Origin of the sequence: Vibrio sp. B1ASS3 (assembly GCF_905175355.1) — a bacterium.
In the GTDB taxonomy this organism is placed as follows: Bacteria; Pseudomonadota; Gammaproteobacteria; order Enterobacterales; family Vibrionaceae; genus Vibrio; species Vibrio owensii.
Genome location: NZ_HG992742.1, coordinates 1,969,703 through 1,994,103 on the forward strand (window position 1 = coordinate 1,969,703; position 24,401 = coordinate 1,994,103).

The 24,401-nt window shown below is 44.2% G+C and carries 15 protein-coding genes; 9 read left to right on the plus strand and 6 right to left on the minus strand.

The window, feature by feature from the left end; translation table 11 throughout:
• Positions 1-3 precede the first annotated feature (3 nt).
• Entirely contained in the window at positions 4-1,056 is a 1,053-nt protein-coding gene (locus tag KJB05_RS09165; protein ID WP_005443964.1) for a 3-deoxy-7-phosphoheptulonate synthase, read from the minus strand.
• A 396-nt stretch (positions 1,057-1,452) separates the two neighbouring features.
• On the opposite strand from KJB05_RS09165, the gene KJB05_RS09170 reads away from it, so the two are divergent.
• A complete protein-coding gene (locus tag KJB05_RS09170; protein ID WP_009706137.1) occupies positions 1,453-1,944 on the plus strand; it encodes a DUF4442 domain-containing protein in 492 nt (163 codons plus the stop codon).
• A 22-nt stretch (positions 1,945-1,966) separates the two neighbouring features.
• Here the strand turns inward: KJB05_RS09170 and KJB05_RS09175 are convergent, their stop codons facing one another.
• Positions 1,967-3,319 carry a hypothetical protein gene (locus KJB05_RS09175; RefSeq protein WP_005443968.1) on the minus strand — a complete coding sequence of 451 codons (1,353 nt, stop codon included), beginning with the start codon at positions 3,317-3,319 and terminating at the stop codon, positions 1,967-1,969.
• A gap of 183 nt (positions 3,320-3,502) precedes the next feature.
• Between KJB05_RS09175 and KJB05_RS09180 the strand changes: the two genes are divergently transcribed.
• A complete protein-coding gene (locus tag KJB05_RS09180; RefSeq protein WP_208445555.1) occupies positions 3,503-4,339 on the plus strand; it encodes a S1-like domain-containing RNA-binding protein in 837 nt (278 codons plus the stop codon).
• A gap of 336 nt (positions 4,340-4,675) precedes the next feature.
• On the opposite strand, the gene rsmF is transcribed toward KJB05_RS09180, so the two are convergent.
• From rsmF to KJB05_RS09200, 4 genes are all read right to left on the minus strand, one after another.
• Positions 4,676-6,112, minus strand: a complete 1,437-nt coding sequence (gene rsmF, locus KJB05_RS09185; RefSeq protein WP_208445556.1) for a 16S rRNA (cytosine(1407)-C(5))-methyltransferase RsmF — start codon at positions 6,110-6,112, stop codon at positions 4,676-4,678.
• Positions 6,113-6,246: 134 nt separating this feature from the next.
• Positions 6,247-8,901 (minus strand): MlaD family protein, encoded by a 2,655-nt coding sequence (locus KJB05_RS09190; RefSeq protein WP_208445557.1) that lies wholly within the window; start codon positions 8,899-8,901, stop codon positions 6,247-6,249.
• On the minus strand, positions 8,894-10,141 hold the full coding sequence (locus KJB05_RS09195; protein ID WP_208445558.1) for a paraquat-inducible protein A: 1,248 nt from the start codon (positions 10,139-10,141) through the stop codon (positions 8,894-8,896). Before KJB05_RS09195 ends, KJB05_RS09190 begins: the two co-directional genes overlap by 8 nt.
• Before the next feature lie 24 nt (positions 10,142-10,165).
• Positions 10,166-11,962, minus strand: a complete 1,797-nt coding sequence (locus KJB05_RS09200; RefSeq protein WP_005440095.1) for an ABC transporter ATP-binding protein — start codon at positions 11,960-11,962, stop codon at positions 10,166-10,168.
• Between the two features lie 92 nt (positions 11,963-12,054).
• Between KJB05_RS09200 and KJB05_RS09205 the strand changes: the two genes are divergently transcribed.
• The 7 genes from KJB05_RS09205 to KJB05_RS09235 all read left to right on the plus strand — a co-directional run bounded on the left by KJB05_RS09205 (position 12,055) and on the right by KJB05_RS09235 (position 24,306).
• Complete coding sequence (locus tag KJB05_RS09205; protein ID WP_208445559.1) at positions 12,055-12,528, plus strand: GAF domain-containing protein; 474 nt, start codon at positions 12,055-12,057, stop codon at positions 12,526-12,528.
• A 98-nt stretch (positions 12,529-12,626) separates the two neighbouring features.
• A complete protein-coding gene (gene proQ / locus KJB05_RS09210) occupies positions 12,627-13,253 on the plus strand; it encodes an RNA chaperone ProQ (RefSeq protein ID WP_020197434.1) in 627 nt (208 codons plus the stop codon).
• A gap of 17 nt (positions 13,254-13,270) precedes the next feature.
• Positions 13,271-15,265 (plus strand): carboxy terminal-processing peptidase, encoded by a 1,995-nt coding sequence (prc, locus tag KJB05_RS09215; protein WP_005440088.1) that lies wholly within the window; start codon positions 13,271-13,273, stop codon positions 15,263-15,265.
• A gap of 210 nt (positions 15,266-15,475) precedes the next feature.
• On the plus strand, positions 15,476-16,141 hold the full coding sequence (locus tag KJB05_RS09220; protein WP_009706130.1) for a hypothetical protein: 666 nt from the start codon (positions 15,476-15,478) through the stop codon (positions 16,139-16,141).
• A 232-nt stretch (positions 16,142-16,373) separates the two neighbouring features.
• On the plus strand, positions 16,374-18,980 hold the full coding sequence (pepN, locus tag KJB05_RS09225) for an aminopeptidase N (RefSeq protein ID WP_208445560.1): 2,607 nt from the start codon (positions 16,374-16,376) through the stop codon (positions 18,978-18,980).
• Between the two features lie 66 nt (positions 18,981-19,046).
• A complete protein-coding gene (locus tag KJB05_RS09230; RefSeq protein WP_208445561.1) occupies positions 19,047-19,265 on the plus strand; it encodes a DUF2835 domain-containing protein in 219 nt (72 codons plus the stop codon).
• A 199-nt stretch (positions 19,266-19,464) separates the two neighbouring features.
• On the plus strand, positions 19,465-24,306 hold the full coding sequence (locus KJB05_RS09235; protein ID WP_208445562.1) for an NAD-glutamate dehydrogenase: 4,842 nt from the start codon (positions 19,465-19,467) through the stop codon (positions 24,304-24,306).
• Positions 24,307-24,401: the final 95 nt, after the last annotated feature.

Sequence of the window (24,401 nt, forward strand, 5' to 3'; positions counted from 1 at the left end):
AAATTACTTACTGGATTTTACTGCTTCTGCCAGCATATCTAGCATAGTCACAGTATCATCCCAACCTAGACATGGGTCAGTAATCGACTGGCCGTAAGTTAGGTTGTGAATATCAGTCATTGGCTGATTGCCTTCTTTAATGAAGCTCTCTGCCATGATACCCGCAATGCGAGTACTGCCTGATTTAATTTGTTCACAAATGTCTTGTGCAACTTCAATTTGCTTGCGGTGCTGCTTCTGACAGTTTGCGTGGCTGAAGTCTACAATCAAACGTTGTGGCAAGTCGAATTCCGCAAGCGCTTCACACGCTTGTTTCACGGACGCTTCATCAAAGTTTGGACCTTTCTCACCACCACGAAGAATGATGTGACCATATGGGTTACCACTTGTGCGGTAAACTGTCATACGACCATTCTTATCTGGCGAGTAGAAGTAATGTGATGCTTTAGACGCACGAATCGCATCAATCGCAATTTTCACGTTACCGTTTGTACCGTTCTTGAAGCCAACTGGGCAAGATAGGGCAGACGCCATTTCACGGTGAATTTGTGACTCTGTTGTACGAGCGCCAATCGCGCCCCACGTAATCAGATCAGCAATGTACTGGCCTGTGATCATATCAAGAAACTCAGTAGCCGTTGCAAGACCAAGCTTGTTGATATCCAGTAGCAGTTTACGAGCTTTGTGAAGGCCAGCTTCAAGTGCATATGAACCATCTAGGTTAGGGTCGGTGATAAGACCTTTCCAACCAACAACGGTACGAGGCTTCTCAAAGTAAGTACGCATAACGATGAACAGTTCATCTTTGTACTTATCTTGAATGTCCGCAAGACGAGTTGCGTAGTCAATTGCCGCTTCAGTGTCGTGCACTGAACATGGGCCAACGATAGCAAGGATACGGTCATCCTCACCAGTCAAAATCTTCTCAATTTGTCGACGAGATTGAGCAATACGGTCTGCTACATCATCAGTGATTGGATGTACGCTACCTAGCTCTGCGGGTGTCGGCATTGGACCCAAAGGTTGGGTTCTCAATTCATCTGTTTTAATAGGCATGTTATAGCTTTATTCTCTATTGCGAAGCGGTAAAGATAACGGAATTATAGTTAGGAATAAACCGTTTCACGGGATTCTTATCTAGTAAATACCGAAATGTATGTAATGCTGTGGCTTATCATAAATGATAGTTATGTATAAATGACAAAAACGGCGGCAGAGATCAATACATAGTCGTTTGAATTTATAACTAGTTTTTCTATTTAGTAACACGCAAATTTGGCATTTTAAGCGTTAGAGCTAGATGTGGTGGGTGTTTCATATTCAACTTAAAGCCTTACAGGAAAGAAACCGATTGCTAAATTGCCTACGTAGATCGATTTCTTGTTAACATTTCTTTGACATTTTAGCGCTTCATTGATTAACTGGTCTGACTAGTCTGGTAAGGAGACCAAGATGTTATCTGCTGTTCGCCGTGCAAATCTCTACTTAAACCTTTTTGGCTTTTCTAAAGTTCCACTTATTTGGTTGTGTAGACCAAAGATCCTTGCCATCGATGATCAACACGTTGAAGTTAAAATTCCATTAAAGCGAAGAACGAAGAACCATCTCAATAGTATGTACTTTGGTGCGCTTGCTGTTGGTGCCGATGTCGCTGGTGGCTTTCTTGCTATGAGTAAAGCAGAAGAGCAGGGAGAGCGTATCTCTCTTGCTTTTAAAGGCGTGACAGCTGAATTTCTGAAACGTCCTGAAGGCGACGTGCATTTTGTGTGTCACGATGGTCCATTGATTGATGAAATGTTGCGAATGACATTAGAAACTGGCGAACGGATCAATCGGGATGTGAAGATCACCGCCTTGTGCCCAAGCATTAATGGTAATGAACCGATGGCCGAGTTTTCTCTTACGCTTTCCATTAAAAAAGCAGCTAAAAAACAAGCTGCTTAATTTCAGAATTCATATTGTGGGCTTAAACCAGTTCGATTTTCTCAAGAGAGACGATCTTTGAACGGTTAAGCACGACCTTCCAACGGTAATAAACGGGCTCATCAGTGTGGTTGTCTTCTTTGACAATCACATTGAGAAGGTGGCGTTTCTCTACTGACTCTTTACTTACTTGCCCATCATTCAAACGATAGACTCGGTTCGAGCTCTTATCCATTAAACGAATAATAGGGCGCAAACTAATGTTCAGCGTCTCACGTGTTTGCTCGTAACCACTCAAGAACAACGACGTCGCCATCTCAGTCTTAGCATGGTAATGCAGGATTTGTTCTTCACGCTGAACCACACGCTTCTTACGAATGTTTTGTATACGATCCGGCAAACTTGAAAGTGAACGATAGTCTAGCCATTCCAGCTTACGGCCAACGACTTTCTTCGTCGTCGGATCCATGTACTTCTTGCGCCACTTTGGCTTACCTTTACGAATCCAACGCCACATTGCGTCACGCAAGTCGTCTTTAAAGATTTCACGTAGCGCATAGATAAATGACATCGCAATAATGAAAGACGCTGAAATCTCACCTAGGTAATCTCGCGCAAGAATAACGGTACTCGTCACAACGACCATCACTAAGCCTGTCGCTATACCTTTGATCGCACGTTTGATGTTGTTACCCATCGACATCGTTTTTTCACGCAAAACAATTGGGTGCTCAATCAAACGTCTCAATAAGCGCATTTTGTTCGACAGACGTGTCACATCCTCAACGACGCTCGCTGAGTTGTAGTTATTCAACTTACGGTGCGCTTGCTCTTTTTCACACAGAGTAATCAAACGTTCTTTAATCGTACTGTAATCGCCTTCACGGGGAAGATGAGCGACAAGGGATAGGAACTTTTGCTCGGTGTACCAAGACAAGTAGTTATCGATGTTAACGTAGTAACGCTTGAGGTTTTCTTCGTAAGGAATCGAACGACGCAGACGCTTCAGAATGTCGAGCGTCAATTCAATAACCTCATCCACTTCTTCTGCTGTTACGCTGTCACTATCATGTTTATTTAACGCAGCGACGGCTTTATCAAGCGCAATAACGTATTGATACGCAAACAAACTCAAACTGACGCGGTACTGGCGATTGGACAGACGACCACGTTTAGCAAGACGGCTGTGCACCAAAGGCAAAAGCACCTCTGTACTGTAGTAAGAACGTTTTTGCGTGATTGAAGTGTAGTAGAACTCGGATTCGCTAATGATGTCGGAATTTAAACCCAACTCTCCGGGTACGAAAACATAGATATCAAGGTCGAGCGTTTTACTCTTTGCCAATGCATGGCTAATTTTTAAAGTTACCGAGTCTTGTTTGTCGACAGTGACCAAGGAAAGCTCCTGATTTTGCTAAAGCATCCTATATCCAAAAGCGTCCGTTCATTGAAATAACTTAAGGGCGGGCTAGGATAAATTGTTGAACGAGCACAGCATAACAGAGAGGTTTGGTTTTCTCTCTGATTTTCTTGTTAGTTTGGGTATAATTCCCAGTAAATTTAAAAAGAGACAAACTCAATGATTAAAATTGGTCAAATTAACAGCTTAGAAGTCACTAAAACGGCTGATTTTGGCGTATTTTTGGATGGTGATGATTACGGCTCTGTCATGCTGCCTAATAAATATGTACCAGAGGGTACAAACGTAGGCGATCATATTGACGTATTTCTTTACTTTGATTCAGAAAGTCAGCTAGCTGCGACCATTGATAAACCCATCGCTCAAGTTGGCGAGTGGGGCCTAATGCAAGTTGAAGGTGTGAGCAGCACTGGTGCATTCGTCAATTGGGGTATTAAAGAAAAAGATCTTCTTATCCCGTTTAGTGAGCAACGTGCTCGCTTTACTGCTGGTCAAAACATTCTGGTTTACGTATACACAGACAAAGCATCTGGTCGTATCGTAGGTACAACCAAGTTCAATAAGTGGCTAGATAAAACGCCAGCAAACTATGAAGTAAACGAAGAAGTTAACCTCATCATCGCAGAACGCAGCCAACTTGGTTACAAGGCGATTGTGAACGGCGAGCACTGGGGCATGATCTTCCCATCTGATGTATTCGGAAAGCTGTTTATCGGTAAAAAGCTAAAAGGTTACATTAAGCAAATTCGTGAAGACGGTAAGATTGACTTAGCGCTACAAAAAGTTGGTGTCGCTAAGATGGATGACCTATCTAGCAAGATCGTTGAGTTACTAGAGAAGAAGGGCGGGTTCTTGGCTCTTAACGATAAATCTTCTCCAGAAGCGATTTTTGACGCATTTCGCACGAGTAAAGGCACGTTCAAAAAGACCATCGGTGGTCTATACAAAGCAGGCAAAATCGTTATTGAGAAAGACGGAATTCGTCTCGCTGAATAAAGACTAAAGATGCAATTTGGCTGGTGGATCGCGTCTTAGTCGAAAAGATTTGAACGCGAATTGAAAAGTACCAGCCAAAAAAATGGCCCAAACTCGTCCTTATTTTGGGCCTAGGGGAAACGGCTCCTTTATAGAGCCTGCGCTAAACTTTTTTGACCAACAATATGGTTGGTTAAACATAGAGAGAAATGCCGTTTCAAAGCGATGCTTTGATAACTTCAGTTTAGTACAGCGCACTCGGATCGCTAGTGAACCCAGTTCCAATCATGCTTTAGAACCAAAAAGCCATCGTAAATACGATGGCTTTTCATTTATTTATAGCATTTCACTTTGCTACTAAAATAAGTTCTTATCTCGCACTAATTCGCGTGGAAGACCGTTTTTGATGCGGTTGCTTACCCATTTCCCAAGGCCGATAATGGCACCTTCATACTTGACAAGAACTTCGCCTTTACCCGTCTTCATCCCAGCTGGAATGTTTTGAGGACGAACATCACGACCCATATACCATTCACGCGCTTCTTCGATGGTTAGTTCAATCGCATTACTCTCATTACCTGTAGCGAGAGCTGTCGCAACTTGGTGCTGCCAGCGGTAACCGTTTTTATGGGCTTCAGCAATCTTGATGCCCATGCGAGAGAAACGCAGTTCACCAATCATCGGTTCTAGTGCGTCTGGGAAAAGCCACACATCTTTTTCACGAATCCAAACCGTGCTGTCTTCAGGCAATTTGATGTCCATTGCGTTTTGTAGTTGCTTAGCGATCTCTGCAGATTCTTTGTTTGATGCTTTTACAAATGGGAATTTACCCATGCGCTTCTTCACTTTTGGCGCTTCTACCGCTGCAAGTTTACGAATTCGAGCGACGAAGAAGCCTTCACAGTCATAAACTTGAGGGAAGATGTGCAAGAACCCTTCTTCGGTCAGTGCCGCTTCTGCATTTTCAAACAGATCTTTTAAGCTTTCGAATTCAACAGCGTCACCAAATGTCTCTTTTAGATGGTGACAAACTTGCTGGTTCTCTTCGGTGCTTAACGTACAGGTTGAGTAAACCATTACGCCACCTGGTTTTAGAGCATGGAACGCACTTTCAATAAGATCTTTCTGCGTATCGGCAATTTCAATGACGGACGCTTGCGTCCAGTTCTTCATTGCATCTTCATCTTTACGAACCGTACCTTCACCAGAACACGGCGCATCGAGTAGAACGGCGTCAAATTGCTCTGGGAGCCAGCCACCAAACACACGACCGTCGAAGTTGCTTAGTGCAGCGTTACGCACGCCACAGCGCTCAATGTTTGCATGAAGCACTTTCACTCGGCTTGCCGCGTATTCATTCGCAACCAAAACGCCTTCGTTATTCATCAACGCAGCAATTTGAGTTGTTTTTGAGCCTGGTGCAGCCGCCGTGTCGAGAACCGCGTCGTGCGATTCATTATTCATAAATAGGGCAGAGACAGGCATCATTGAGCTGGCTTCTTGGATGTAGAAAAGCCCTGACATGTGTTCAGCGGTGTTACCAAGTGGTACAACCGATTCATCCGCATCAATCCAAAAGCCCGTTTCACACCAAGGTACAGGAGAAAGCTTCCAGCCTTTTGCTTCTGCGCGCTCTAAAAACGCTTCAACGCTGATCTTAAGCGTATTAACACGAATACTTTTTCGCAGTGGCTTTTGACACGACGCGATAAAGTCTTCCATGTTGAGGTGAGCAGGAAGGATGGTTTGGATTTTTTCCAAAAAAGCTTCTGGGATGTAAACGTTAGGATGCAAAGTGAAATCTCGATTGCAGAATTTGCCGCAAATGATATACGAAAGCGAACCAGAAACGAATAGTCACAAAGGTTTGAGCAATAAAAAAGAGCAGCGATTGCTGCTCTTTAAGTCGTTATGGTAAATCTACCGCATTATGGTTTTGGTATTGCTGTGCGCCACTGTGTCCAGCTTTCTTCCGCTTGCGGATATAAGTAGAAAGATTGACCGCGTTTCGCCGCTGGCGGGATTTTCGATTGCTCAGGAGTAGAGAAAGCGATACCGCCACGCACTAAGCTGTCAAAAGTTCCTGCCTTTATGTTTGCGCCACCAAGACCGATGGAAACATCGACGCCAGAGACATTCCAGAACACGCTGTTTTGACGAACTAAGTAGGCATACTCTGGTTGAATCTCGATTTTCGTTACCACTCGATCCGCAAATTCACCCAAACTTACATCCGTCACAGTACCGACTTCCATTTGACGATATAGGATAGGGGTACCAACTTGAACCGAGCCACGCTGTTCACTCTGTAGTGTGAAAGAAATACCTTGTTCAGCTTGCTGGCTTTTCGCTAATTCAAACTTGAATTTCGCTGCGCCATTGCCCGGCTCGACACTGATAGATTTCGACACTAAAGCGCCTAAATTCTTCACCCCACCTAAGCCAATTTCTGGTTCTGTTAACCAGAAGTGTGACCCGGTAACGGCAATGTTGTCGACGTATTCAGGAAGGATGCGAGCCGTAACCTCAACCATTTCTCGATGGAAGTTTGGAACAACCAAAGTAACTTCACCGACCTTAACACCTTGGTATTTGATAGGTGTTCCTTTCGCGACTTCTTGGCTTCCGTCGGTTTCAAGGGAAATCACACGGCCAAACTTACGTGCTTGGTTTTGGTCATTGTAAAGCTTCCAACGCTGGCCAATTTTATTCTCAATTCCCGGAATGGAATCAAATGCGATACCACCTTTAATAAGGGTCTTAAGAGGGTGCGCCTTTACGCTAATGCCAGCGAGCGATGCGTCAATTTCAACACCTGAGCGGTTCCAGAACACGGTTTGATCTGTAAGAAGGTGTGCATAACGATTTTCAATTGTCGCTTTTACAATGACACCACCATCGACCAAATTGAAATCGGAAATACTGCCCACAGGCAAGTTACGGTAGAGCAGTGGACTGCCTTTTGAAATTGGTGGCAATTCAGAAGCAAATAGAGTCAGCGTTTTTGACCCTGTTTGGTTGTATTGAGCAAGATCCGCCAAAGAGGCACTTTGGAACAGTTGGTACTCTTTTTGGACCTTTTCTTGCCCTTGGCTCACAAAGCTAATTGAACCCGTTAGAAGCTGTTTTGCAGGCGGAACGGTAACGCTAAGTCCCGATTCAGTCAGTTCGGCAGAAGCACTGCCGGTGACATAAAAGCGGTTATTCGATTTGATCAGATGCTTGTATTCGTTGTCGATTAGGACATCCATGAATACTTCATGCTTCGCTGCTAGTGCTTTTGCTTCATCTAGCAAGCCAACTTTTATGATGGAGCCAACAACAATACCTTTGTAAAGCACGTTTGCACCGCTGTCTAAACCAAAAGAGTTGTCTGAGACGAGGCGAATGGCAATCGACTTCTGCTGTTGTTGGTTGAACACATTTTTGCGAATGGCGGTAAAGCGTCTTGAACGTTCACCTTCGCCCGGCACGATCGTTAAAAAGTTACCGCGCACAAGGTTTGCAATGTTCTCTACACCGGATAACGAGACTTTTGCTTCTTCTAGAACAAAGCGGGTTCCTGACGTTAGCATATCGCTAAACGCAGGCTGAATGGCTGCAGAAGCCAGAATCACTTCTCGACCTTCAGAGAGTTTTAAATCGGTGATTTGGCCAACTTCTAGGCCGCGATACATAATAGGCGCGCTTTCGCCACTGATTTTATTATCATCAGGAAGGGCGATTTTAATTAGGATACCTCGACCCGCTGTTTTCAGATCTTTGTATAAACGGAATTCGGTGTTCTCTTTGACTGGCTCACCATCGTCTGGCGAATCTACCGCAATCGCGCCGCCAAGTAGGGCACTCATGCTCTCAAGCTGAACATCGACGCCATCGAAACCGATACTCGCACCAATACCACTCACATTCCAGAAACGGCTGCGGCTGTTAATGATGTGTTGGTACTGTTCTTGAATGTTTGCTTGGATAGTGATGGATTTAGCGTCTTCATTTAACTGATAGCTGAACACTTCACCGATCGGGATCTTTTTGTAGACAATCTGAGAACCAATGGAAACGCCGCCCAAGTCTCGGCTCTTCAATTTAATGTTCAAGCCTTGTGTCACGCGCAAATCTGTTGGTGCAGATTCAAGGGCATGGAAGGTAGTTTCGAACTTCTCGCCATCACCCGGCTGAATAGAAATGTAGTTACCAGAAACAAGAGCATCAAGACCAGACACGCCAGTTAAACTCGCTGTCGGTTTGACCAACCAAAAACGTGTTTTGTCGTTCAGTAATTTAGCGGCTTCTGGATAGATGTCTGCATCAACATAAATGCTGCCCAAGTCTTCAGACAAGTTGATATCTCGCACCATGCCGACTTCTAAACCCTGATAGCGAATGGTGGTTCGCCCAGCGACTAAACCAGCCGCATCGGAGAAGTAGATTTGTACGCGTTGCCCGGCGTCATGAATCGATTTCACCACGAGCCAACCGGCTAACACCATGGTCAAAATCGGCAACAGCCAAAGGGGAGAGATACCTTTACTCCTCTTTACCTCTGGCACATATGACGTTTGAGAACTGTTCTGATCACTCATTAATTGACTCTTTTTCTGATTGTGTTGGGGCTTGGTCCCAAATAAGCCTTGGGTCAATGCTCTCCGCCGCGAGCATTGTAAGTATGACAACAACACCAAACGCAACAGCGCCATAACCCGGTGTGAAGTCGAGAATTTGTCCACGATCGACCAATGTCATCATGATAGAAATAACAAATAAATCCATCACAGACCATTTACCGATCCATTTTACTGCAAAGTAAACCATCATTCGTTGTCTTCTGAACACCGAACGTTTGAATTTGATACATAACAAGATGTAGGCAAGGCCAAGAATCTTTGCGACAGGCACGACGATACTCGCCACAAAAATGATGATAGCAATGCCGTACATACCGTTGTTCACTAATCCTGCAACACCAGAGAAGATCGTGTCTTCCAGACGTTTCCCGTTTGTCAGCAGAATGGAGATAGGAATTAAGTTAGCAGGGAAGATGGCAATCGTTGCAGCGATTAAATAAGCCCAAGTTTTCTGAATAGAATTTGGTTTGCGATGATACAGTTCGTGATAGCAACGACGACAACGTGAGCCTTCGGGTTGTGAAAGGTGACACTCATGACAATGAACATCTTTATGCTCGAAGTCGAAACTGAGCTCTGATTCCCATGACTCCCAGTAGCGACGGACGCTAATCCGAGAAATCAACAAAACAGTGAAGATTTGCAGTAGGACGAGGCCAATGAGGCCCGGCCCAACAAAAATATCTGAGTAATCTTGCAGCTTGAAACAAGAGATAGCGATACTGACAAGGAAAACGTCCAACATCACCCAGTGTTTGAGGTGTTGAATCAACCATAGTGAAACACGAAGTCCCTTAAACCAACGTTTGTGTAATGACCAATGCGCTGTCACTACCGAGCTACATACGATTAATGGAGCCAACGAGCTACAAAATAGAATAAGAATAGAAAGAAGAACGAACCCTTCCTGAAACAGTGTGATCATTCCTGATGGCAGTGTTGCAGGGATCATCACTCCAAACAGACGAATACTGATGAAGTTAAAAAAGTGCGAAGGAATAAAAAGCAGAATACAGGTGACAGCGATCGCTAGGTTGCCAGATAAACTCGGACTACCACCACGGTACAGTTGTGTGCCGCAACGAGGACAGTGTGCATTTTTACCACTAGGCAGATCGACAATATCGACAGGCAATTCGCAACCTTGGCACAAGCGAATGCTACTCGGTTGCATGGCGTGTTTAGACAGAGAGGTCACAACGACCTCTCTAAATAGAATGGTTTAAGCGTGGGACTGAATGCCCCCATACAAGGTTTGATATAAGCCTTCTTGCTCAACGAGCTCACCATGGGTTCCTGTTTGCGTCACTCTTCCATCTTCAAGCACATAAATCAAATCGGCTTGTTTCACCGCAGATAAACGGTGGGCAACGATTAAAGTAGTTCGACCGCGTAAGAATTCAGTTAACGCCTTATGTAATGCCGCCTCTGTCGCGGTATCCAATGCAGACGTTGCTTCATCTAGGATAACAAATTGTGGGTTACTCAGCACCATGCGTGCAATCGCTAAACGCTGACGTTGGCCGCCTGACAAGCGGATACCATTACGCCCAATCTGTGTATCCAAACCGTGGCTAAGTTGAGAAATGACGTCTTGCAGCTGCGCCACTTCTAGGGCACGCCACAGTGACATTTCATCGAAGTCGCCACCGAGGGTGAGATTATGCCTCAAGGAGTCATTAAATAGTATAGGTTGTTGTAAAACCACGGCAATTTTGTCGCGTATCACTTCAAAACTAATGTCATCGGTCAGTTCATCATTAAAACGGATAGAACCTGCGTTTTGACGGTAAACACCAATCAACAGTTGAATCAAAGTGGATTTACCACCGCCACTTGCACCGACTAGGGCCACCTTCTTACCGGCAGGAATGTGCAAAGATAGATCGTCCAACACTTTGTTTTCGTTGTTGTATGAAAAATCGACATGTTCAATTTTTACATCAACTTCTCGATTTTCTTTGAAAGGATTTACTTTCGAAACAGGTCTATGTTCTTCTTCCAATTCCAATAGGTCGTTAATACGCTTAAGTGCCGCTTTTGCACTGTACCAAGAGAATTGGATGCCCAAGAGTTCTTGTACCGGAGATAGCATAAACCACAGGTAACCAAACACAGCGAAAATTTGACCAATGGTGAGGTCACTGAACATCACCATTAGCATGGCAACGGCGCGGAATAGCTCAAAACCAATTAGAAAAAGAAGAAAAGAGACACGACCAGCAGCTTCTGATTGCCAAGCGTATTTGTCGGCGTCGATACGAACTTGGTCGGCACTGCCTTTGAGCTGCTGTAAGAATTCGCGTTCTTTGTTCGCTGCTCTCAATTGGTAAATGCCATCAAGCGTCTCAACCAGACGATTTTGGAAAATCTCAAAAGAATGGTTTTCCTTACGCTTTAGGTGTTTCACCATACTTCCCAATTTACGAGAGAAGTAGATAACAATAGGGTTCACCAGAAGGATAAATAGACCGAGTCGCCAATCGAGCCAAAGCAGAACAATGGCAGTACCAATCACGGTTAGAAAGCTAATAATGAATTTCGCTAACGTAGAACCAATAAATTTATCAATGGTCTCAATGTCGGTGATAAGGTGAGCGTTGATGCCGCCGCTGCCTTTGGTTTCGTACTGACGAATGCTAATACGACCAAGTTTGTCGATCATCTTGCTGCGCATTTCAAAGGTGATGGTCTTTGAAACCAGTGTGAATTGTCGACTTTGAAGAATGTTGAAAGCTTGGCTGCCTGCTCGCATGAGTACAACCAAAAAGAGAGTAAAGAAGATATAACCCGTAGGTGTATGCCACGCCTCAGGTAAAACCGCGTTCATCGCTGCAAGGCCAGATGCCGGTTTGTCCAATAAGACTTCATCCACCATCAGAGGCATAAGAAGAGGGATTGGAACACTAATCAAGGTCGCAAGTACGGCTATCAAGTTCGCTAGAATCAGCTTGGACTTGTGCTTTTTCACTTGTGTTATCAACCAAGAACGGCTAATAGTGTCGTTTTTCGGATTCATTGTAATTGAGAATAAGTCCTATTAAAAAGTAGGGCTGCATTGTAACGCCATACGATAAGAATGGAAGCCTAAATAAAAAGTAGGAAGTTAATATGAACATAGAACAATACCAAAGACTTACCAAGCAAGCTGTTGCGCTGATCGAATCAGAAAAAGACTACATCGCAAACTTAGCAAACATTAGTTCTCTACTATTTATGGAGCTAGACCATCTAAACTGGGCTGGCTTCTACCTTAAGAAGGGAGACGAACTGGTTCTTGGTCCTTTCCAAGGCAAGCCAGCATGTGTTCGCATTCCAATGGGGCGTGGTGTCTGTGGTACGGCTGCACAAACTAACAGCGTACAAAGAGTATACGATGTACATGAGTTTGAAGGTCACATTGCTTGTGATGCAGCGAGCAATTCAGAAATTGTGATTCCTTTTACTATCAATGGGGAAGTGGCTGGCGTGTTGGATATTGATAGCCCAAATATCGGCCGATTCAATGAAATTGACGAAGAAGGTCTCACTCATTTTATGGTTGAAGTAGAAAAGCTGCTTAATTCGCACGCTAACGACGCATAAATTCGCCCTCGAGTGTGGTTTTTCCTTGGCATGTCACTATAATACGAGAATATTTTTTCTTAATGCTTCGCGGAAATCCGCTCAAACCAGGAACCCTCATGACTGAAAAGTTAAAAAACAGCAAAGAAGTTATCGCATACATTGCTGAATGTTTCCCTAAGTGCTTTACTTTAGAAGGTGAAGCAAAGCCTCTGAAAATTGGTATTTTTCAAGATCTTGCGGAACGTCTAAATGAAGACGAAAAAGTAAGCAAAACTCAGCTTCGTGCAGCGTTAAGACAGTACACTTCATCATGGCGTTACCTACACGGTGTAAAACCAGGTGCAGTACGTGTTGATCTAGATGGCAACCCATGTGGCGAGCTAGAAGAAGAACACGTAGAACACGCTAAAGCGACACTTGCTGAAAGCAAAGCGAAAGTTCAAGCTCGTCGTAAAGAACAAGCTCAGAAAGCTCGTGAAGAGGGTAAGGCGAAAGCGAAACCTGCGGCTAAAAAGCCTCAACAGCCTCGTCGTGCTAACAAACCAAAAGTACAAAAAGAAAGTAAGCCTGTAGAAACACGCGCGCTAAACGCTGACGAGATCACAATCGGCAACGCAGTAAACGTGAACATGGGCAAAGGAAACATGGCTGCGACCATTGTTGAAGTCAATAAGGAAGATGTACGTGTTCAACTTGCTAACGGCCTACAAATGGTTGTGAAAGCGGAGCACTTGCGCGCATAAGGGAGATACTCCTACGCATGAATTGCCGTTCAAAAGTGACACTGATTGCTGCTAGCTTCTGGCTAGCAGCATCAGCTCAGGCTCTAGAAGCCAAACTAAACAAAGATGATTTGCCGGTTCTTGCTCCTGAAGTTCAGCATGAAACAGCCAGCAAACGAGTGACTTCTCGATTTACCCGCTCTCATTATAAGCACTTCAATCTGAATGATGATTTCTCAAAAGCGATCTTTGAACGCTATGTAGAAATGCTTGATTACAATAGAAATATTTTTACTCAAGCCGATATCGATTCTTTCAAAGATTGGTCAATTAGCCTTGATGATCAGCTTAAAGCTGGCAACAACAAGATTGCATTTGATGTTTATAACCTTTCGATGCAGAAGCGTTTTGACCGTTTTGCCTACGCACTGACTCTACTCGATAAAGAAATCAAGTTTGATACTGATGAATCTATCGAACTGGATCGTTCTGAAGCCGCATGGCCTAAAAACGAAGCCGAGCTAAATGAGTTATGGCGCAAACGCGTTAAGTACGATGCTCTAAACCTTAAAATGACTGGTAAAGAATGGCCAGAAATCAAAGAAGTTTTAGAGAAGCGTTACAACAACGCGATGAAACGCATTACGCAAACTCGCAACGAAGATGCTTTCCAACTTTACATGAATGCTTTCGCTCGTGAAGTTGATCCGCACACTAGCTACTTATCTCCTCGAAATGCAGAACAATTCCAATCAGAGATGAATTTGTCTCTTGAAGGTATTGGTGCCGTACTTCAAATGACCGATGACTACACAGTGATTCGATCTTTGGTTGCCGGCGGTCCTGCTTCTAAGAGCAAACAGTTGGGCGAGGGTGACCGCATCATCGGTGTTGGTCAAGATGGCGAAGAAGTTGTCGATGTCATTGGTTGGCGTCTTGATGACGTCGTTCAGTTAATCAAAGGCCCTAAGGGAACCAAAGTTAACCTGCAAGTCTTGCCAGAAGGCAAAGATGCAAAGAGTTACGTTGTCACTATTGTTCGTGACAAAGTTCGCTTAGAAGACCGCGCGGTTAAATCTGAAATCATCGAAAAAGACGGTAAAAAGATTGGTGTTCTTGAAGTTCCAAGCTTCTACGTTGGTCTCTCGAAAGATACAGACAAACTGCTTGCTGAACTAAAAGCCAAGAACGTTGATGGCGTGATCGTTGATTTACGAAACAACGGTGGTGGTGCACTGACTGAAGCAACCGCTTTAACAGGTCTCTTTATTAAAGAGGGCCCGGTTGTTCAAGTTCGTGATAGCTACGGACGTATCAAGGTAAATGCAGATACCGACGGCCAAATAAGTTACGACGGCCCGCTAACTGTATTGATCAACCGTTACAGTGCTTCAGCGTCTGAGATCTTTGCGGCAGCAATGCAGGATTATAACCGTGCGATTATTCTTGGCGAAAACTCTTTCGGCAAGGGTACCGTTCAGCAACATCGTTCACTGAACCATATCTACGATCTTTTCGATAAAGAGCTTGGTTATGTTCAATACACGATTCAGAAGTTCTACCGCATTGATGGTGGCAGTACTCAGAACCGTGGTGTTGCACCAGACATCGCTTATCCAACACCAGTTGAGCCAAGCGAAACAGGTGAAAGTGTTGAAGATAACGCGTTGCCGTGGGATAGCATTGATAAAGCAAAATATCAGACGTTCCCAAGCAATGACGCTCTTGTGACTCAACTGACTGAACTTCACAACAAACGTATCGCAGACGAAATGGAATTCCGTTTCATCAAAGAAGATATTGAGAAGTACCGTAAAGAGAAAGACGATAACTTATTGTCTCTTAACGAGAAAGTTCGTGAAGATGAATCGGATAAAGCCGAGGCTCTACGTCTAGAGCGCATCAATGAACGTCAAGCTGCAATGGGTAAAGAACCATTCAAAACGCTTGATGATGTGCCAAAAGATTACGAAGCACCAGACGTTTATCTAGATGAATCCGTTGCTGTTATGGTCGATATGCTGAAAAGCTAATAATTCAGTCATAATGACTAACAATTCTGTGTATTAAGAGCGAGTCATAGCGATTCGCTCTTTTTTTTATGTGTATTTACCACTATGTTCAAACTGAATTCGGTGAATCCTACGCTTAATTTTCTCCAACAAATTACGTGATGTAGATCAAATATTTCGCAAAAACGAGATCTAGCACCTAAGCTAAAAGAAAACGATAAGGATACCGTTATGAAATGGTTCATTATTTTACTTAGCTTTTGCTGCTTTAGTGTTTCTAGTGCGGAAACCAACAAGGAAGACGAACTCAGCCACTTCGACACCCCGTTTTTGATAGGCGATTGGTACTTGATGAATCCCAACCCGGAAGAATCCTCAGAGAACTTTCGTGCGATCAAATTGACCTTGGGTTCTGATTACACCTTCTCAATCGATATACAGAAAAAAGACTATTCAATAGACCATTGGGAAGGGATGTATAACGCCAATGAAGACACCATTGTTCTTGGTTTGAATACAGATGAACCGCAAATTTATGCATATCGAAACAATCACAACACATTAGATTTGAACGGTGTGACCTTCACAAAAGGACTCTCAAATGCGCTTGCCGGCATTTGGTCCAGTTCACAAGTCGGTGGCGATGGTATGCTCGCCAATAACATCAATCAGATGGATTTGATTCTACAACCTGACTTTGTGTTTATGTTCCGTGTCGCGAACGATGAAGGTGAGGAGTCTGTCAAGCAGGGCGTGTTCTACACCGAGGGGGAACATTTAGTTCTTTTGTATGAAAACGGTGAACATGGTACTCGATATGTACTCAATCAAAATGAGCTTACGATTAAGGATTCCAACGGTGATATGTACGCGGTTCTCAACCGAGTGACACCCTAAATGATTCATCATCATTATTTCACGCTAGTTTATTAATAGTGAAATGTTCTGATGTTGATTAAATGTTAAACAGAAAGCGGAGCTAAGCCACTAAAAGCTCCGTTTTTTTATAGAAAGACTTGTATTCTGATACCACAACCCCTAAAAATAGCTTATATCGTGATACCAGTAAGAGGTGTTTGAGCCTCTAGTCCTGGTATTTTTGTGGTTCTATATACAAGGATTTATGGACATGTCTCAAGCTCCCCAAGCGAAATATCGCAAAGATTACAAATCGCCATCTCATGCCATCACGGACATTGACTTGACGTTTGATCTTTATGACAACGACACGATCGTTACAGCAGTATCAAAAGTAGTTCAAAAGGGTGAATCCACCACATTGGAACTCGACGGTGAAGGGCTAGAGCTACGCTCCGTAAAAGTGAATGGTGAAGATTGGGCTCACCATGAAGTAAAAGAAGCCTCTTTAGTGCTTACCGATTTGCCTGCGGAATTTGATTTAGAAATCATTACCAAGATCGATCCAGAAGCAAACACGGCACTTGAAGGTCTTTACAAATCAGGTGGTGCGTTTTGTACGCAGTGTGAAGCAGAAGGCTTCCGTCGCATTACTTACTATCTAGACCGTCCAGACGTTCTTGCGAAATACACAACAAAAGTGATCGCAGACAAAGCTGTGTATCCATACCTATTGAGCAATGGTAACCGCGTCGCTGAAGGTGAGGCAGAAAATGGTCGTCATTGGGTTCAATGGCAAGACCCACATCCAAAACCAGCTTACTTGTTTGCGTTGGTAGCCGGTGATTTTGATGTACTACGTGATAAATACACAACCACATCAGGCCGTGAAGTAGACCTAGAAATCTTTGTCGACAAAGGCAACCTAGATCGTGCTGGTCATGCGATGACTTCACTTATCAACTCAATGAAGTGGGATGAAGACCGCTTTGGTCTTGAGTATGATCTAGATATCTACATGATCGTGGCCGTTGATTTCTTCAACATGGGTGCAATGGAAAACAAAGGTTTGAACATCTTCAACTCGAAGTTTGTGCTTGCGAATGAAAAAACCGCGACTGACCGTGAGTACCTTGGTATTGAAGCGGTAATCGGTCACGAATACTTTCACAACTGGACGGGTAACCGCGTTACTTGTCGTGACTGGTTCCAGCTGAGTTTGAAAGAGGGCCTAACGGTATTCCGCGATCAAGAGTTCTCATCTGATCTTGGTTCACGTGCAGTAAACCGCATCGACAACGTTCGCATTATTCGCGGTCCGCAATTCGCGGAAGATTCAAGCCCAATGTCGCATCCAATTCGTCCGGATAAAGTTATTGAAATGAATAACTTCTACACGCTAACCGTGTACGAAAAGGGCAGCGAAGTGATCCGTATGTATCACACACTACTTGGCGAAGAAGGTTTCCAAAAAGGTATGAAACTGTACTTCGAGCGTCATGATGGTACTGCAGCAACGTGTGAAGATTTCGTTTCTGCAATGGAAGACGCAACGGGCGTTGACCTTAAGCAATTCCGCTTATGGTACAGCCAGTCTGGTACACCAACACTTCGTGTAAACAGTGAATACAATGCGGAAGCAAAAACTTACGCACTAACGGTTGAGCAATTTACTGAAGCAACGCACGACCAAGCAGAAAAACAAGCGCTACATATTCCATTCGATATTGAGCTATACGCGCAAAACGGTGACGTGATTCCACTGGTTATCAACGGTGAATCGGTACACAACGTTCTGGACGTGAAGCAAGACAAGCAGACTTTCGTATTCGAAAACGTCGCAGAACAGCCAGTGCCATCATTGCTTCGTGAGTTCTCTGCACCGGTTAAATTGGAATACGATTACAGCGATGATGAACTGATCTTCTTGATGAAGCACGCAACAAACGATTTTGCTCGTTGGGATGCAAGCCAAATGCTGCTAGCGAAATACATTCGTCAAAACGTAACTAACGTTCAAGCGGGTGGTGAGGTTAAGTTGTCTGAAGACTTAATCGATGCATTCCGTGGCGTGTTACTTGATGCGAATCTTGAGCCAGCGTTTATCGCACAAGTTCTGTCTTTACCTTCAATTAACGAAATCACTGGCTGGTACAAGCAGATTGATATTGATGCGGTGGATACGGTACTGAATAGCATTACAGTGTCACTTTCTAAAGAGCTAGAAGATGAACTGAGTGCTACTTACCACGCATTGAACCAAGCAGAGTACAGCATTGATCACGATGCTATTGGTAAACGAGCTTTGCGTAACCAATGTCTGCAGTTCCTAGCTCACACTGAAAAGGGTAACGAACTAGCGAAAGCGCAGTACGAGTCATCAAACAACATGACTGATACGATTGCGGCAATGAGTGCAGCAAACAATGCGCAACTTGCATGTCGTGAAGCCCTAATGGCGGACTACAGTGACAAGTGGAAGCACGATGGTCTGGTTATGGACAAATGGTTTGTTCTTCAGGGCAGCAACCCAGTTGAAAACGCACTTGAGAAAGTGAAAGAAACCATGAGCCACGAAGCATTTAGCTTGAAGAACCCGAACCGTACGCGTAGCTTGATTGGTTCTTTCTTAAACGCAAACCCAGTGCGCTTCCATGATAAATCAGGCTCTGGCTACCAGTTTGCTGGCGAGATCCTTCTTCAGTTGAACGATACCAACCCACAAGTGGCGTCTCGTATGATCGATCCTCTATTGAAGTTCCGTAAATACGATGAAGGTCGCCAAGCCCTTATCCGTGCAGAGCTTGAAAAGCTTAAAGCGATGGACAATTTAGCGAAAGACCTATTCGAAAAAGTGACTAAAGCACTAGACGAATAATCGACAAAAGAATAGGGTGGTCGTTATGATCACCCTAGTTTTTTGTTCTGACAATAATCCATTCTCATGAACCAGTATTACTTCTCTCTCAACATCTCTTATCAAACATTTCTTTCACACTATTCCGGTGCCGCAAGCTCGATACAAGTCATAACTGACAATGGTTTGAGAGTGCAACTCGATGCATCAAAATTTAGACCATTTCTTAGTCAATTAGGCGTTAGAGGCCGTTTTAGACTCACAACTGACCAAAATAATAAGTTTCTAAAGTTAGAAACTCTGTGATGCCTGATATTCCTAGTGAGTTAAACAGGAATCTTAGTCACATAATCAAACATTTCACCTCTTACCACTGCGAATTTTTGTTAAACATTTGTAATTATGCTTTTACAATAAGTGCATGCATTACCTATGCTTAGTTTCGAGGCTAAAACCCGAAGTTAAGTCCCCCTACAAAACAACAATTCTAATGTGGAGTGTGAATATGACCGCGCGTGAAAATGTAGTGCCGGTTCTGCTTGAAAAGGTATACCAACTAATTCAAGACAAACTCGAGCTTTCTCACCAACCGCTTGTAACTAAACTTGCTCAACACCTATTTAGCAACATTGCTGATGATGACTTGATTCAGCGAAATGAATCCGACCTGTATGGTGCCGTTGTTAGCCTGTGGCATCATATCAATGAAAAGAAACCAGAAGATATTTCTGTCAGGGTATTCAACCCGACTGTCAGCCGCCAAGGTTGGCAATCAACTCACACTATTGTTGAAATTGTTGTACCGGATAGCCCGTTTTTGGTGGATTCCATCAAGATGGCGCTAACGCGACTCGACCTTGTTTCTCACTTGATGCTCAACAACCCAACGCAACTAGAACGCGATAAGAAAGGGCAAGTGACGGATGTAAATGGTGAGGGCGGCGTTCTTCAATCTCTATTCCACATCGAAGTAGACCGTTTAACCAGTAAAGATGAAATGCAAGCGTTGAAAAATGAGTTGCTAACCATCTTATCAGACACGCGCTTAGTCGTTGATGACTGGAAGCAAATGGTTGAAAAACTTAAGATCGTTACCAACGACCTTGAGAAGAATAAAGATCGTGTTTCAATGAAAACAGATCGTTTAGATGAAACGATCGAATACCTACGCTGGTTAGGGGATCATAACTTCACCTTCATGGGCTATAAAGAATATGATCTTGTCAGTGTCAATGGTGACACTGAACTCCAGCCGGTGAAAGAGAAAGGCCTTGGCATGTTTGCTGATGACAGTCGTGTTCGCAGCATCAAGCTTTCTGAACTGTCAGACTCTGCGCGCCTTGAAGCGAAAAAACCTTATGCGCTGATCATCACTAAGGGCAATCAAGCCTCTCGTATTCACCGCCCAGCTTACACTGACTACATTGGTGTTAAGAAATTCGATAAGAACGGCAAAGTGATTGGTGAGCACCGTTTCACAGGTCTTTACACTTCTGCGGTATACAACCAAGCGGTACAAAGTATTCCTCTGATCCGCGAGAAAGTGGATCGTATTCTAGAAGCAAGTGGCTACCGTAACGGATCGTACTCGTATAAAGCCCTGCACAACATCCTAGAAAACTACCCACGTGATGAACTGCTTCAAGCTCGTGAAGAAGAGCTATTAGAAGTGGGGATGGGCGTAGTACAAATGCAAGACCGTGACTTGTTACGTCTGTTTGTTCGTAAAGACCCGTTTGGCCGATTCTTCAGCTGCATGGTTTATGTGACAAAAGATCGTTACAACACCGAGCTTCGCCGCCAAACACAACGTATTCTTAAGCAGTACTTTGGCTGTGAGCAAGAGGTTGAATTCACAACCTTCTTCTCAGAGAGTCCGCTTGCGAGAACCCATTACATTGTTCGTGTAGACAATAACAACATTGATGTAGACGTGAAAAAGATTGAGCAGAACTTAATGGAAGTATCGACTTCATGGGATGATCGCCTAAAAGAATCTATCATTGCTAACTTCGGTGAAAGCAAAGGTCTTCCGCTTTCGAAAGAGTACATGAGCGCATTCCCACGTTCATATAAAGAAGACATGATGCCAGGTTCTGCGGTTGCAGACATCGAACGTCTAGAAGCGTTAAGCGATGACAACAAACTCGGCATGCTGTTCTATCGTCCGCAAGAAGAAGCGGCTGAATCGAAAGCAGTTCGCTTGAAGCTATACCACCGCGACGAGCCAATTCACCTGTCCGACGTGATGCCAATGTTGGAAAACCTAGGCTTACGTGTGATCGGCGAATCTCCATATGAGATCGAAACCAACAATGGTCAAACGTTCTGGATCCTTGATTTCTCAATGCTGCATAAGAGCGACAAGACCGTTGATCTTCGTGAAGCTCGCGATCGTTTCCAGCAAGCATTTGCTGCAATTTGGGCAGGAAATTTAGAGAGTGATGGCTTCAACCGCTTGTTGCTTGGCGCTTCACTGTCTGGTCGTGAAATCTCAATTCTTCGTGCATACGCTCGCTATATGCGCCAAGTTGGCTTCCCATTCAGTCAACAATACATTGAAGATACCCTGAGCCATTACCCAGATTTGGCAACAGGTCTGGTGAATCTGTTTGCTAAGCGATTCGATCCAAAACACAAGGGCAGTGAAAAAGGTCAGAACGATCTTATCAAGAAAATAACCGAGCAATTGGATCGTGTCGAAAGTCTAGATGATGATCGTATCATCCGTCGCTACATGGAAATGATCACGGCAACGCTACGCACTAACTACTACCAGTTGGATGAAAACAAGCAGCCAAAACCTTGGTTATCGTTGAAGATGAAACCAAGCGAAATCCCAGACATTCCTCAGCCAGTGCCAGCGTTTGAAATCTTCGTGTACGCACCGGATATCGAGGGTGTACACCTACGTGGCGGTAAAGTCGCGCGTGGTGGTCTACGTTGGTCGGACCGTCAAGAAGATTTCCGTACGGAGATTCTTGGCCTAGTTAAAGCACAGCAAGTTAAGAACACGGTTATTGTCCCTGTGGGTGCAAAAGGTGGCTTCGTATGTAAACGTCAGCCAACTCTAACTAACCGTGATGAAATCTTTGCTGAAGGTCAACGTTGTTACAAACGTTTTATTCGTGCGCTTCTTGATGTTTCCGATAACATCATCGAAGGCGAAGTCATTCCGCCGAAGAGTGTTGTGCGTCATGATGAAGACGACCCATACTTGGTTGTTGCAGCCGATAAAGGTACAGCGACGTTCTCTGATTTGGCGAACTCTGTATCGGATGAGTACAACTTCTGGCTAGGTGATGCGTTTGCATCAGGCGGGTCTAACGGTTACGACCACAAAGCAATGGGTATCACTGCGAAAGGTGGTTGGGAATCGGTGAAACGCCACTTCCGTGAAATGGGCATCAACTGTCAAACCACTGACTTCACGGCAATTGGTGTTGGTGATATGGCGGGTGACGTATTTGGTAACGGTATGCTGCTATCTAAGCACATTCGTCTACAAGCTGCGTTCAACCATATGCACATCTTCATTGATCCAAATCCAGATTCAGCCACCAGCTGGGAAGAGCGTAATCGCTTGTTCAATCTACCACGATCAAGCTGGGAAGATTATAACGCCGAGTTGATCTCACAGGGCGGTGGTATTTTCTCTCGACGCTCTAAATCGATCCAACTGACGCCTGAAATCCAAAAAATGTTGGGCACTAAGAAAGCGTCTCTTGCGCCAAACGATCTGATTAAGATGATCCTACAAATGGAAGTGGATCTGCTTTGGAATGGTGGTATCGGTACTTACGTTAAAGCTTCTAGCGAGACACACACCGATGTTGGCGACCGTGCAAACGACGTACTTCGTATCGATGGACGTGATTTAAAAGCGAAAGTCGTTGGTGAAGGCGGTAACTTGGGTATGACACAGCTTGGCCGTATCGAGTACGCAACCACAGGTGGTCGTGTAAATACTGACTTTGTTGATAACGTTGGCGGCGTAGACTGCTCGGACAACGAAGTAAACATTAAGATCTTCTTGAACGGCCTTGTATCAAATGGCGATTTAACGGTTAAACAACGCAACCAGATTCTTGAATCGATGGAAGACGAAGTGGGCGAAATCGTATTGGACGATGCATATCGTCAATCTGAGTCGATTTCGGTGACTGAGCAGCAAGGTGTTGGCATCGTTAAAGAGCAAATCCGCTTTATCCACACTATGGAGAAAGCAGGGTACTTGGATCGTGCTCTTGAGTACATTCCAGACGATGAAACCTTGATTGAGCGAGAAAAACAAGGTCTTGGTCTGACACGTCCTGAGCTTTCAGTGCTTGTGGCTTACGGCAAGATGGTTTTGAAAGAACAATTAGTTGCTGACGAAATCGCAAATGACGAATTCCATGGAAAACAACTGGTGGCTTACTTCCCAGGCGAGTTACGCCGTAACTATAAAGATCAAATGGTAAACCATCCGCTGCGTGCTGAAATCATCGCAACAGCGCTAGCAAACCAAATGGTTAATGAAATGGGCTGTAACTTCGTGACTCGTCTTCAAGAAGAGACAGGCGCGAGTGTGGTGGATATTGCGAACGCTTACAGCGCGACGCGTGAAATCTTCGAACTGGAAGATATTCTTAAGCAAACCCGTGCACTTGATAACATTGCAACTGCAGAGGCACAGTATGAGATCATGTTCTACGTACGTCGTGCATTGCGCCGTATCTCTCGTTGGTTACTTCGCAATCGCAGCGGTAAGAGCACAGTAACTGAGCTCGTTGCACTATATAAAGACGATGTTCACACTATTACTGAAACGCTAGACACCATGCTAGTTGCATCAGAAGTGGAAGAGCATAACGAACTTGCCCAGAAATGGATTGAGCGTGGAGTAGAAGAGAAACTTGCGCACCACGTAGCTCGTCTCTCTAGCTTACAATCAGCACTGGATATATCTTCAGTAGCGTGCGAAACGGGTAAAACGGTTGAACAAGCATCTAAGCTTTACTTCAATCTTGGAGACCGTCTATCACTTCATTGGTTCTTGAAACAGATCAATAGCCAAGCAGTCGATAACAACTGGCAAGCCTTAGCTCGTGCGGCATTCCGTGAGGATCTTGATTGGCAACAGCGTCAACTGACTGCTCAAGTTCTCACTTGCGGTTGCTCAACAGAAGATCTAGACGTGATGCAAGCACTCGAAGATTGGATGACAACGAATGAACTGTCATTGCATCGTTGGGAGAGTATCTTGAATGAATTCAAAGTTGGTTCCGTCCATGAATTCGCTAAGTTCTCTGTTGCTCTTCGAGAATTGGTTCTACTTAACCTGAATTGTTCTTCGAACGAATAGGGTAAGTGACTTTGACAAAGGCCTCGCAACAGCGGGGCTTTTTTATATTTAAACCATTTCAATCAACCAAAATTAGTGACATTGTAACTTTTATT